The sequence below is a fragment of the Polaromonas sp. P1_E1_2 genome (assembly GCF_056406035.1).
The window spans coordinates 1-10,927 of record NZ_JBFUAZ010000069.1 but is presented as its reverse complement, the minus strand read 5'-3'; the positions used below and the strand labels follow the sequence as shown (position 1 = coordinate 10,927).

Here is a 10,927-nt window from a genome sequence, read left to right as displayed (position 1 = left end):
AAGCTGCGTCGGGTGCTGGTGCGGCTGCAGAGGCTGCTCGCGCCGGAGCCCGGTGCGCTTTTCCGCCTGCTGCGGTTGCCGCCGCCATGGGTCAGCGAGCACGACCTGGAGGAGCTCCGCCAGGCGACGGAAGAATTCTCATTGACCATCCGGGACATGTCCGAGCTGAAGGAGCGCATCAAGCTCCTGCAAGAAGAAATTGCCGCACAGGTCAGCGAGGAGACCAACCGCAGCGTCTTCATCCTGACGATGGTCACCGTACTGGCGCTGCCCATCAACATTGTTGCGGGCCTGCTGGGGATGAATGTGGGCGGCATCCCCCTGGCAGAACATCCTCACGGCTTCATGGTGATCGTGGGGATCATTGGCGTTTTCACCGCCTTCGCGGCCTGGTATGTTTACCGGAAGAAATAGCGTTCATGGGTCATCTCGTTGGTGGAATCCGCCGGGCGGGCGCGGCTTTTTATGAGAATGTGCGATATTTGCAACGGTCGCTCATCCACTAAATCCAACCCTTTGCGTGTTACCCATGTTCAAAATTTTTGTTTCTGTCCTTGCCTTGCTGTTGTCGAGCGTGACACACGCCGCGGCCAACCCCGCGTCTTTTCCCTTTGATTCGAACCAGCTCGCGGGCCTTTGGGCCGAGAGCTACAACACCGAGCCCGCGTGCGCGCCCGGCAACCTCAAAATGCGCATGCAGCTCAGCCGGGATGGAACGGTTCTGGACATCACATACGATCGCAAATGGAAGACAGCGCTCGGGGAAACCGAAGGCTCACGCGCCACAGTGTTGTCTGCGGGCCCAACTACCCTGGTGATTCAATACGAGGGGGAGAAGCGTCTCAAGGAATCCGGCCGGCCACTCGAGTGGGAACTCACGGTCGTGGCGCCCGGTGTGTACCGCTGGCGCGAGACGGATTGGGAGCCCGGCCGCGTCAATATCGTGGTGGGCGTCCGATGCTCCCTGTGAGGCGGCTGACCCCATGGTGGGCCTCGCCGGTTGCCGGTCTTCATCTTTGTCAAACGCTGCGCTTTTAAAAAAAAGGAGCTCCCTTGTTCACACGAATTTCGCTAACCCGTCTGTATGTGGGCTCCGTCTACAAATTGGTCTTCATCGGCCTGGTTTTCTCCTTGTTGCCCCTCTGTGTGGTGTTTGGCGTTCTCGCTGGATTCGGTTTCAACACGGTGCAGTGGAACGGCCGGCAGGTATACGGAGTGATGGGCTTCGTGCTTGGGCCCGTCGTAGGCATTCTGATGACGGGGTTTCTCACGGCCGCTCTTGGTACCGCCTGTGTTTTCGGCCTCTGGCTTTTCTCGAAGTTCAGGCCGCTCTCGCTTTGGGCCAGGAACGTCACTCATCATGCCGATGAGTCGGCCTGATCTTCTCCAGGAAGACGGCTCGCTGCCTTTGCATCACACTTCGATGTGCATGTTCAACTGGTTCAACGCGCCTTGCTGCGGTTCATTGCGTTGTCGAATTCCTCACGCGAGAGAAAACCGTCCTTGTTGACGTCGGCCTCGTCAAAATGCCTGGAGACGCCTCGAAAGTTCGATGCCTCGTCGCGGCTGACCTTCCCATCGCCGGTTTTGTCCATGAACTTGAAGGCGCGCTCCAGGTCTTTGGGCTCGTAATAGGTGACTGTTGTCGGCGCCGGCGTGGAAGCGGGCGCGGCGGCGGGAGCGGGCGCTGCCATGGCCGGCTCAGCGGTCTGGGCTTGTGCCTGCGCGGCCAGCAAGGCTGCCGCGGTGGCCAGGGCCAGCAAGGAGACCGGCATCCAGATGCGGTGGTGGTTCAGGCTGGAAGGCGTATTGGTGGGGGTGTTGGTTGTCGCGTGCATGGGCTTCCTAAGGGAGTGTGGTCAGTCACCATTGGATGCTATCCCCGTACCCAATACCAGTGTTCTTGCAGGGTGTTGCGCCGGTTTACCTGCCGGCGGAGCGTGGATACATTTCTTTGCATGCGGAGTCCGGTGCACGTACACAAGGACACATTTTTCCCGCTGGGCCAGGGTTGACATGCCCCGGCGCCGCCACAAACATGGCAACTGAAAGGAGCCATCATCCAATCATGCTTGCCAACCGAAACGCCATGGCCACCATCGCCGTCAGGGACCTTGCGGCGGCGAAGAAATTTTATGGAAGCACGCTCGGCCTCACGCCGCTGGACACCGCCGAAGAGGGCGTGCTCACCTACCAGAGCGGCACCGCCACCGTGGTGGTGTATGTCTCGTCTTTCGCCGGCACCAACAAGGCCACATCCGCCACGTGGGGCGTGGGCGACGAATTCGACAACATCCTGAAGGCGCTCAAGGCCAAAGGCGTGGTGTTTGAACACTACGACATGCCCGGCATGACGCGGCAAGGCGATGCGCATGTCGCGGGCGACTTCAAAGGCGCCTGGTTCAAGGACCCGGACGGCAACATCCTGCATATTCTCAACCGCTGATCCAGCCGGCGCCTGCTTTCCGCCATGCCGGGGCTATGCCAGGGTGCCGGGAGGGCCACGGTGCTCCCGTTTCCTGACCGCTAAATTAGCCAGCCGGATGCCCGGYTTCTATCCGCCAAATCCGGCTGCGCTTGTAGGACACAGGCACCCCGCACCGCTCCTGCGGCGTGTTCATCATAAAAATGATCTCCAGAGCAATATGAACGCGCGCAACCAGCTATTGATTTGATAGCATCCGGGTTTGCGAACCAGACGAGCCTCATGAATTGATTCCGCTGATGACGCCGATCGACCTTCATTGAACCGGGGAGAAACTGCAGATGACACACAACATGGAAACCCGAAAGCGCTGGTGGGCACTGGTGGTGCTCTGCCTGGGCGTGCTGATGATCGTGCTCGACACCACCATCGTGAATGTGGCGCTGCCATCCATCCGCACAGACCTCGGCTTTACCGAGACCTCGCTCGTCTGGGTGGTGAACGCCTATATGCTGACCTTCGGCGGTTTTTTGCTGCTGGGCGGCCGGCTGGGCGATCTGTATGGCCAGCGCAGGTTGTTCCTGGCGGGGCTCACGCTGTTCACCGTGGCCTCGCTGGCCTGCGGCCTGGCCAATTCGCAGGTGCTGCTGGTGGTGGCCCGTGCGGTGCAGGGCCTGGGCGGCGCGGTGGTGTCGGCGATTTCGCTGTCGCTCATCATGAACCTCTTCACCGAACCGGCCGAGCGCGCCAAAGCCATGGGTGTCTACGGCTTTGTCTGTGCCGGCGGCGGCAGCATCGGTGTGCTGCTGGGCGGCGTGCTGACCGATTCGCTTAACTGGCACTGGATCTTTTTGGTCAACCTGCCCATAGGCGGCGCCGTGTTTGCGCTGTGCCTGTTCCTGCTGCCCGGCGGCAAGGGGCAGGCCACCGGCGCGCGGCTTGACGTGTGGGGCGCCGTCACCGTCACCACCGCGCTGATGCTGGCGGTCTACGGCATCGTCAACGGCAACGAAGCCGGTTGGCTGTCAGGCCAGACACTCGGTTTGCTGGGTGTTGCCGCAGTGCTGATGGCGATCTTCCTGGCCATCGAAGCCAAGGTCACGACACCGCTGGTCCCGCTGGGCCTTTTCCGCCTGCGCAACGTCGCTACCGCCAACGTGGTCGGCGTACTGTGGGCCGCGGCCATGTTTGCCTGGTTCTTTATTTCGGCGTTGTATATGCAACTGGTGCTGGGCTACAGCGCCCTGCAGGTCGGCCTGGGCTTTTTGCCCGCCAACCTGATCATGGCCGCGTTCTCGCTCGGCCTGTCGGCCAAAATCGTCATGCGTTTCGGCATACGCGCACCGCTGTCTGCCGGCCTGCTGCTGGCCGCCCTGGGCCTGGCCTTGTTCGCGCGTGCGCCGGTGGGCGGCGGCTTTGTGCTCGACGTGTTGCCCGGCATGCTGCTGCTGGGGCTGGGGGCCGGCATGGCCTTCAACCCGGTGTTGCTGGCCGCCATGAGCGACGTGGACCCAGCCGAGTCCGGTATTGCCTCGGGCGTGGTCAATACCTCCTTCATGATGGGCGGCGCGTTGGGGTTGGCGGTGCTGGCCAGCCTGGCGGCGGCGCGCACCGGTTCGCTGGCCGGTGCGGGTGCCGATGCCGTGGTGGCGCTCAATGGCGGCTACCAGCTGGCGTTTGTCATCGGTGCGGTGTTTGCGGCATGTGCAGCCTTGCTGGCTGCCGTGCTGCTTCGCACGGGCGCTGCAGTGCCGGGTGCGCACCCGGCGACGGAAGCCGGCGGCTAGCCACGGCTGGTTTATGCATCAAACTGGCCTTCAGCCCAATAGGAATAAGCGCAAGCAGCTATTAATTTGGTAGCGAATTGACAGGGACGGCGGCGTGGGTCTGCCGCCCACAGAGTGGTCAGTAAACCCCGAACAGGGCGCGAATCTCGTCGCCGGCGGTGCGCCCGTGTTTCTGGCTTTTGTACTTGTCGCCGATGTCGGCGCACTTTTCCATGATCAGCAGGGTGAACTCCTGCAGCTCCGGCGTCAGCGCGTCGCCTTCCGTCATGGCACCGGCCAGCTTGGCCAGGTTCACGAGCTGGCGGTCGCTGATGGAGCCGATGGAAAAGTCTGAAGGCTTGAAATCCGGTGGAAGTGACATGGCGTGCACCTGGAGCTGGAGATGTCAGCCGGTGTCAGAAAGTGGACTGCCTGCGTGACGGGTTTTGTCCTACAGGGTACCCCAGACATTTTGTCCTAGCATTCGTTTTTTCCCTAGGAGATGCATCATGGCTGATGACACAACCAAAACCGGCGCGGACCGCAGGTTCATCGCCTTGGGGCAGGACTATGAGGTTCGCGACTGGACCAAAACCCTGGGTTGCACCGAGCAGCAACTGYGCGACGCCGTCAAGGCTGTCGGCAATTCAGCCTCCGCCGTGCGCCAGTACCTGGGTAAAAAATAGCGCCATCTCAAGGGGCGGCGGTTGGCGCCTTTCCCATCGTCATTGCGCGTGGTTCGCGCCGGTACAAGCATGAAAGAAGGCACAGCATGGCAAAAAGCAGCATTGCGGGTGGCAGCATTCCGCCCGAACAGTGGATGCGCGGAAAAGACACACAGTCGCTCGGCCCGGGCGACAGTTCAGACACCGGCAGCGACACGCTAGGTGCCTACAGCGACGAAGAGCTGGCCAGCGACAGCGACGCTGCCGGCACCGGCGAGCGTGCCGGTGTCATCGGCGATGAGCGGCCTGATGCCGACATCCTGCCTGACCGGACAATGGACGAGGCCGACTTCCTGGAAGAAGGGGAAGTCGTCGGCGATGAAGACCCGGAAGCAGAAGATGAAGAGGGCGAAGGCATCTTGGCCGCAGGCGGAGCAGAGGAAATTGCCGGCGTCGTGGCCGATGAAGATGAAGAAGATGAAACGGATGAAGAAGACGACGAATACGGGGAAGGTGAAGACGGCGATGCAACAGTCCGAGGAGGTGGCGCATGACGATCACAGGAAGCTGCCATTGCGGCAAAAACGCCTTTCGCATTGACGGCGAAATCCCCGCGCAGCTGACGCGCTGCACCTGCTCGTTTTGCGCCAGGCGCGGTGCGCTGCTGGCGTACTACACACCCGGGCAGTTCCATGTCACCACGCCCACGGATGGCGACGCCATCTACCGCTGGCAGACCAAGCTGGTAGACCACCACTTCTGCGCCGAATGCGGCGTGTCCACCTATTCAGACAGCCCCGCATTCGAGATGGACGGCAGCTGGGACGGCACCACCCGCCGCATCGGCGTCAATGCCCGCCTCTTTGACGGGTTTGACGCGGCCGAAGCACCTGTGACGGTGATCGACGGCAAGAACCTCTGGTAGTTGAGCCCAAGCCGCAAGCCGTTGACATCCTCTTTTGATCGCCTTAATATAGCCAAACAGCTATATAAACGATTGGCCATGTAATGACCCCAGACACCCTCAACAAGGCGTTCGCCGCCCTCGCGGACCCGACCCGCCGCGCCATCGTCGCCCGGCTTGCTTCCGGCGAAGCCACGGTCAATGAACTTGCGGCACCCTTCGACATGACGCAGCCTTCCATTTCGAAACACCTGAAGGTGCTGGAGCGGGCAGGCTTGATCTCTCGCGGACGAGCGGCGCAAACCAGGCCGTGCCGCCTGGAGGCCGCACCCCTGAAAGAAGTCGCCAGCTGGATGGCGCTGTACCGCAATGTCTGGGAAGACAGCTTCGACAGGCTCGATGCGTTTTTGCAGCCGGACACATCCACGTCATCAGCCCAGTCAACTCAGTCAACCCCCAAAAAAGGAAAGAAACATGCCCGCAAATGACGTCAAGGCAGCCATGGCTTCCCCGTTCCTGATCGACCGCGTGTTCAAGGCCCCGCGTGAGCGCGTATGGAAAGCGTGGAGCGAGGCCGGCAGCATCCAGCAATGGTGGGGGCCCAAGGGCTGCTCCATCGACCTGCTGCGTTTCGAGTTCAGGCCCGGCGGGTTTTTTCACTACGCCATGAAGTTTCCGGGCGCACCCACGATGTGGGGCCGGTTCAATTACCGTGAAATCGCCGCGGGTGAACGCATCGTGTGGCTGAACTCGTTTGCCAACGAACACTGCGGCATTGCGCGCGCGCCATTCAGCGAAGCCTGCCCCCTGGAAATTGAGAACACCGTGACCTTCGCCGAGAAAAACGGAAGCACCGTCGTGTCATTGCGCGCGCGACCCTTTGGTGAGCTTGCGGCTGAACGCCAGTATTTCGAAGAGCTCAAGCCGTCGCTCACGCAAGGCTACGGCGGCACCCTCGACCAGCTCGCCGCCCATCTGGGCGCTTGAGCAGCGCGTGGGCCTAGAAGTGCGGCGGCAGCTCGTCGCGCAGGCTGCGGCCCACCGTCACGTCGCCGTCGCGCACCGGGCCGGCTTTCAGTTCTGCCACCTCGCGCACCAGCGCATCAATTTGCTGCTGCTGCCGCACGATGACCTTGTCGAGCTGGTCCAGCAGGTCTTCGGTAAAGCTGGCCTTGATCTCCAGCGCCGTCAGGCGCTGGTCGGTTTGGGGTGTGTCGTTCGTCGGTTCCATGCCTGTATTGGACATGAAGCTGCGCGGGGCAGGGGCGCCCACGCATTCCAGCGGCCTCCACAGCAATTATTTACGCATCATTTTGGCCTGCAGCCCTTTATGTTTGGGCGCGATCAGCTATGTTATTGATAGCAGTTCGGGTGATGAAGCTGTCAGGTTTCGCTGGCGCCGCCGCCTGCGCGTTGCTTCGATACGATTTGTGGGAATAAGAGCCTTGTCTTTCCCGCACCGCCTGCCTAAGCTCGCCTGAGTCTTTGCAGGGCGTCGCGTTTCATGGCAACGCAGCAGCCGTCTTCAAAGCCCATGCGGTAGCTGTGTTGTTTGCCCAAGGAGGCGAGATATGACCGAGCCAGGCACTGGAAACCCCGTCACACCGGAACAGGCGCAGGTACAGGCGCAGGAGGGGGCGCAAGAAGAAGAGCGCAAGGCCATCGATTTCCGGCGGAGTTTTATTTATGCCAGCGGCACGGCGCCCCAGGAGTTGTGGGGCCTGGCCTTGTCGGGCGGCGGCATTCGCAGCGCCACCTTTTGCCTTGGCGTGTTGCAGGCATTGGCAAAAGCCGGGTTCAACCTCCCGGGAGAAAGCGGGCCCGAAAGCAGCCCCAAAGACCGGCAAAAGCCCTGGCCACTGCTTGCCCGTTTTGACTTTCTCTCCACCGTCAGCGGGGGCGGGTACACCGGCAGTTTTTTCTCGGCCCTGTTTCGCCCCCGCGATCCCCTCACGCCTGCGGCGCCCCATACACCTCCTGCGCCGCCCGCGCCCGAAGTGCTGGCCACCGAGGCCTACGAAGCACTCGCGACCGACCCACCCGGCAGGCTGAGCAAGGTCCAGACCGCGCTCACCCAGATGCCCGACCGCCCCTTGCGCTGGCTGCGTGAAAACGGGCGTTACCTGGCACCGAACAACACCGGTGACTTTCTCTACGACATCGCCATTGCCATCCGCAACCTGTGCGCGGTGCATTACGTGATCGGCGTGACCTTGCTGACCATCTTCCTTTTGATGTTTGCCCTGCGTTACGGCAGCCTGCAGATTCCCTGGGAGGGGTTTCATGCGCTGGGGCTTACGCTGGAATCCATGATGCAGCCCAGGCCTCCGCTGAAGGGTGGAGACATCTGGTTCAGCCCGTGGTTTGGGGTGCTGGGCATCTGGCTCGTGCTTGCGGTCATACCGTGCGGCGCGGCCTACTGGCTCGACCAGGACACCTCGCCTTCCGGCGCCGGTACAGCCGGCGCAAGGAAAGCGCCGCTGCCGGCCATCCCCGCCCCAGCGCTTGCGGCCGCCGGCTTGCTGGCCGCGGGTGTGCTGGCTGCCTGTGTCTTCTGGAGCCGGGTAGCGCCGCCGGCCGCCGGCGCCGGGTCACTGCTTGAGGCTGTTCCGGTGCCCGTTTTGCTGCTGGTGCTGATCGATGTCATCCTGGCTTTTTCTTTGGGCGTGTTCTTTGTGGCGAAGTACCTTCCGCAGCAATCACCCGGGCTGTTTCGCAACCGCATCACACGGTGGCTTTCGCGGGTATTGACGTACTCATTCATCATTGCCGTGCTGGCGCTGATTGAAACCGCGGGGCAAACGCTGTATCTCTGGCTGGCGACAAGCCAGTCAACACCGCTCACTGTTTTCAGCGTGGCCGGCGTGGTCGCAGCCCTGGTGGCGGCCGTGAAGCAGTTTGCGCCGGTGCTGGCCCAGCCCGGAAAAGACGGTTTGCTCAGCAGGCTGCCGCTCAACACCCTGCTTGGCGCCGTCGGGTTGGCGCTGGCCCTGCTGCTGGCCGTGGCCTGGAACTGCGCGGCCGCGGCCCTGCTGTTTGGCATGCAGCCGCCGCTGCCGGGGCTTGGGCAGCTGATGATCGAATCCATGTTCACCACGGTCCGTTTTGGCGCGGACTCATCATGGGTCTGGCAATACTTCTACCCCGTCATCTCCATTGTTTTTTGCCTCCTGGCTGTGGCGGTAGCGGGCTACTTTCTGGGGTTCATCAATTTGTCGAGCCTGCAGGTGATGTACGGTGCGCGCCTCACGCGTGCCTACCTGGGGGCGTCCAACAAGGCACGGTTTGAATCGGAACGGCCCAAGATGGACGTGACCGAAGCCGATGCAAGCGACGACTTCACGCGCGAGGCCTACTACCGCAACGACCACCTGGGCCCGGCCCACCTCATCAACGTGACCATCAATGCCACCACGGGCACCGGCGACCAGCTCACCCAGCGGGACAGGCAGGGCCTGCCGCTGGCAGTCACACCCGCGGGCATCACCGTGGACGGCCGGCTCTGGAATGCAAAGACCGGCAATTTTGCAGGCACGCAGGCCAAAGCCGCCAGGCGGGCGCCGCCCGAGCTGTCCATCGGCCAATGGGTGGGCGTGTCGGGCGCGGCATTTTCGACAGGGCTGGGCCGCGGCACCTCGCTGGGGCAGGCCATGCTTTTCACCATCACCAACATACGCCTGGGCTGGTGGTGGGACTCCGGCAAAAAGGACACCAAAACACCTTTTTTTCTATGGCGCAACCAGAGCTATCTGCAGTGCGAATTGCGGGCCCGCTTCCTGGGCACGGACGGCTCGCACTGGTACCTGAGCGACGGCGGGCACTTTGAGAACACCGGTGTCTTCGAGCTGTTGCGCAGGCGGGTGGATTTCATCGTCTGCTGCGATTGCGGCGCAGACCCGAACTACAGCTTTGAAGACCTTGCCAACCTGATGCGCCTGGCACGCATTGATTTCGGTGCCGAGTTTGAATGTGTCGGGCCGAGCGCGGTTCCCCGGCTTGCACCCAATGCCGCCACACTGGCGCCTTATTTCGCCCGCGACGAATCTGAACTGCGCCCGGCAACCGATCCGCTGGCGCCGCTCGACGAAAAGTGCGCGCTGCTCTACCGCGTGCGCTATGCCAGCAGCCAGCCGGGCAAGCCCTCTGAAAGTATCTTGCTGGTGCTCAAGCCGCGTTTGATCAAGGGCGCGCCCCTTGACCTGTTTGAATACCAGACCAAAAAGCCGTCGTTCCCGCAGCAAACCACGTTTGACCAGTTCTTTGACGAAGCGCAGTGGGAAAGCTACCGGAAGCTGGGCGTGCTGATCGGCTCCCGCATATTCAGGTAGTGCGTGTGGTGCCTGGCCGGGCCGATTTGGCATCATTTTGGCCTGCAGCCCTTTATGAACGGGCGCAAGCAGCTACGTTATTGATAGCAATCGAGGGGAAGGCAACAACCGTCATGCTCGCCATGTCGATCACCAGGCGGTACCTCGGCTAATGGGCTTCAGCGTGGGTTGACGCATACCGCTCCAGCAGCGCATACAGCACCAGCCCGCCCGCCAGCGGCAACAGGTAGTAAAGCGCGCGGTAGGCCAGCACCGCGCCCATCAGTGCCCCCTGGCGCACGCTGCCCGACAGCAGCGCCAGGTAGACCGCCTCCAGCACACCCAGCCCGCCGGGGATCGGCATGATCACCCCCACGATGGACGCCGCCATCAGCACGCCCAGCACCGTGGTGTAGGGCACTTGCTGGCCCAGCAGCAAATACATGGCCGCGCCCATCAGTGCCCAGTTGCTGGCCGAAATTCCGAGCTGCACCAGGGCCAGCTGCGCCGAAGGCAGATTCAGCCGCCGCCCGCGCACCCGCCACGCGTGCCCGCGCGCCAACGCGCACGCCACCACGTAGCCCAGTGCAATCAGCACCATCACCACGCCCAGCAGGCGCAGCGCCGCGGCGCCAATGTGCGCCTGGCTGGGCGGCGCAATGGCGCCGGCGGCAAAGAGGCTCCCCGCCACCAACCCATAGCCCAGCCAGTTGGTCGCAAGGCTCAGGCCCACGATCTGCGCAATGGTGGCTTCGTCCAGCCCCGCCCGCGCATACAGCCGCGCCCGCAGCGCAACCCCGCCGACCAGCGAGCCCAGGTTCAGGTTAAAGGCATAGCTGGTGACCGCAATGGCCCAGGTC

15 protein-coding genes are annotated in these 10,927 nt (G+C 62.5%); 11 read left to right on the top strand and 4 right to left on the bottom strand.

Features of this window, described 5'->3' with window-relative positions; translation table 11 throughout:
* From AC1D1P_RS05855 to AC1D1P_RS05845, 3 genes are all read left to right on the top strand, one after another.
* The coding region (locus AC1D1P_RS05855; protein WP_477672370.1) for a CorA family divalent cation transporter at positions 1 to 414 on the top strand (414 nt) is incomplete at its 5' end.
* Between the two features lie 115 nt (positions 415 to 529).
* On the top strand, positions 530 to 970 hold the full coding sequence (locus AC1D1P_RS05850; RefSeq protein WP_477668196.1) for a hypothetical protein: 441 nt from the start codon (positions 530 to 532) through the stop codon (positions 968 to 970).
* An 83-nt stretch (positions 971 to 1,053) separates the two neighbouring features.
* Entirely contained in the window at positions 1,054 to 1,380 is a 327-nt protein-coding gene (locus AC1D1P_RS05845) for a hypothetical protein (protein ID WP_477672369.1), read from the top strand.
* Between the two features lie 62 nt (positions 1,381 to 1,442).
* Here AC1D1P_RS05845 and AC1D1P_RS05840 read toward each other — a convergent pair whose 3' ends face one another.
* Positions 1,443 to 1,838, bottom strand: a complete 396-nt coding sequence (locus tag AC1D1P_RS05840) for an EF-hand domain-containing protein (RefSeq protein WP_477668194.1) — start codon at positions 1,836 to 1,838, stop codon at positions 1,443 to 1,445.
* A 230-nt stretch (positions 1,839 to 2,068) separates the two neighbouring features.
* On the opposite strand from AC1D1P_RS05840, the gene AC1D1P_RS05835 reads away from it, so the two are divergent.
* Positions 2,069 to 2,446 (top strand): VOC family protein, encoded by a 378-nt coding sequence (locus AC1D1P_RS05835; RefSeq protein WP_477672368.1) that lies wholly within the window; start codon positions 2,069 to 2,071, stop codon positions 2,444 to 2,446.
* Positions 2,447 to 2,766: 320 nt separating this feature from the next.
* Positions 2,767 to 4,212, top strand: a complete 1,446-nt coding sequence (locus AC1D1P_RS05830; RefSeq protein WP_477668192.1) for a DHA2 family efflux MFS transporter permease subunit — start codon at positions 2,767 to 2,769, stop codon at positions 4,210 to 4,212.
* Positions 4,213 to 4,330: 118 nt separating this feature from the next.
* Here the strand turns inward: AC1D1P_RS05830 and AC1D1P_RS05825 are convergent, their stop codons facing one another.
* Positions 4,331 to 4,573 (bottom strand): hypothetical protein, encoded by a 243-nt coding sequence (locus AC1D1P_RS05825; protein WP_477648985.1) that lies wholly within the window; start codon positions 4,571 to 4,573, stop codon positions 4,331 to 4,333.
* A gap of 127 nt (positions 4,574 to 4,700) precedes the next feature.
* Here AC1D1P_RS05825 and AC1D1P_RS05820 point away from each other — a divergent pair, with 127 nt between their 5' ends.
* The 5 genes from AC1D1P_RS05820 (at position 4,701) to AC1D1P_RS05800 (ending at position 6,747) form a co-directional block, all read left to right on the top strand.
* The gene (locus AC1D1P_RS05820) at positions 4,701 to 4,877 is read left to right on the top strand and encodes a DUF3606 domain-containing protein (protein WP_477672367.1); all 177 of its coding nucleotides are present in this window, start codon (positions 4,701 to 4,703) and stop codon (positions 4,875 to 4,877) included.
* An 86-nt stretch (positions 4,878 to 4,963) separates the two neighbouring features.
* Positions 4,964 to 5,410, top strand: coding sequence for a hypothetical protein (locus AC1D1P_RS05815; RefSeq protein WP_477668190.1), 447 nt, complete (start codon positions 4,964 to 4,966; stop codon positions 5,408 to 5,410).
* The gene (locus tag AC1D1P_RS05810; protein ID WP_477668189.1) at positions 5,407 to 5,781 is read left to right on the top strand and encodes a GFA family protein; all 375 of its coding nucleotides are present in this window, start codon (positions 5,407 to 5,409) and stop codon (positions 5,779 to 5,781) included. Before AC1D1P_RS05815 ends, AC1D1P_RS05810 begins: the two co-directional genes overlap by 4 nt.
* An 83-nt stretch (positions 5,782 to 5,864) precedes the next feature.
* Complete coding sequence (locus AC1D1P_RS05805; protein ID WP_477668188.1) at positions 5,865 to 6,248, top strand: ArsR/SmtB family transcription factor; 384 nt, start codon at positions 5,865 to 5,867, stop codon at positions 6,246 to 6,248.
* Positions 6,235 to 6,747, top strand: coding sequence for an SRPBCC family protein (locus AC1D1P_RS05800; protein ID WP_477672366.1), 513 nt, complete (start codon positions 6,235 to 6,237; stop codon positions 6,745 to 6,747). Before AC1D1P_RS05805 ends, AC1D1P_RS05800 begins: the two co-directional genes overlap by 14 nt.
* A gap of 13 nt (positions 6,748 to 6,760) precedes the next feature.
* Here AC1D1P_RS05800 and AC1D1P_RS05795 read toward each other — a convergent pair whose 3' ends face one another.
* Complete coding sequence (locus AC1D1P_RS05795; RefSeq protein WP_457282270.1) at positions 6,761 to 6,991, bottom strand: SlyX family protein; 231 nt, start codon at positions 6,989 to 6,991, stop codon at positions 6,761 to 6,763.
* 340 nt (positions 6,992 to 7,331) lie between these two features.
* Here AC1D1P_RS05795 and AC1D1P_RS05790 point away from each other — a divergent pair, with 340 nt between their 5' ends.
* On the top strand, positions 7,332 to 10,088 hold the full coding sequence (locus AC1D1P_RS05790) for a hypothetical protein (protein ID WP_477672365.1): 2,757 nt from the start codon (positions 7,332 to 7,334) through the stop codon (positions 10,086 to 10,088).
* 148 nt (positions 10,089 to 10,236) lie between these two features.
* On the opposite strand, the gene AC1D1P_RS05785 is transcribed toward AC1D1P_RS05790, so the two are convergent.
* Positions 10,237 to 10,927, bottom strand: a 691-nt coding sequence (locus AC1D1P_RS05785; RefSeq protein ID WP_477672364.1) for a lysylphosphatidylglycerol synthase domain-containing protein, incomplete at its 5' end; no start/stop codon positions are given.

What these genes read in the sequence shown, in the direction of transcription:
- AC1D1P_RS05810 (WP_477668189.1), top strand. Translation starts at nt 5,407, where the DNA reads ATGACGATCACAGGAAGCTGCCATTGCGGCAAAAACGCCTTTCGCATT.
- AC1D1P_RS05835 (WP_477672368.1), top strand. Translation starts at nt 2,069, where the DNA reads ATGCTTGCCAACCGAAACGCCATGGCCACCATCGCCGTCAGGGACCTT.
- AC1D1P_RS05850 (WP_477668196.1), top strand. Translation starts at nt 530, where the DNA reads ATGTTCAAAATTTTTGTTTCTGTCCTTGCCTTGCTGTTGTCGAGCGTG.
- AC1D1P_RS05815 (WP_477668190.1), top strand. Translation starts at nt 4,964, where the DNA reads ATGGCAAAAAGCAGCATTGCGGGTGGCAGCATTCCGCCCGAACAGTGG.
- AC1D1P_RS05830 (WP_477668192.1), top strand. Translation starts at nt 2,767, where the DNA reads ATGACACACAACATGGAAACCCGAAAGCGCTGGTGGGCACTGGTGGTG.
- AC1D1P_RS05790 (WP_477672365.1), top strand. Translation starts at nt 7,332, where the DNA reads ATGACCGAGCCAGGCACTGGAAACCCCGTCACACCGGAACAGGCGCAG.
- AC1D1P_RS05825 (WP_477648985.1), bottom strand. Translation starts at nt 4,573, where the DNA reads ATGTCACTTCCACCGGATTTCAAGCCTTCAGACTTTTCCATCGGCTCC.
- AC1D1P_RS05840 (WP_477668194.1), bottom strand. Translation starts at nt 1,838, where the DNA reads ATGCACGCGACAACCAACACCCCCACCAATACGCCTTCCAGCCTGAAC.
- AC1D1P_RS05805 (WP_477668188.1), top strand. Translation starts at nt 5,865, where the DNA reads ATGACCCCAGACACCCTCAACAAGGCGTTCGCCGCCCTCGCGGACCCG.
- AC1D1P_RS05795 (WP_457282270.1), bottom strand. Translation starts at nt 6,991, where the DNA reads ATGGAACCGACGAACGACACACCCCAAACCGACCAGCGCCTGACGGCG.
- AC1D1P_RS05800 (WP_477672366.1), top strand. Translation starts at nt 6,235, where the DNA reads ATGCCCGCAAATGACGTCAAGGCAGCCATGGCTTCCCCGTTCCTGATC.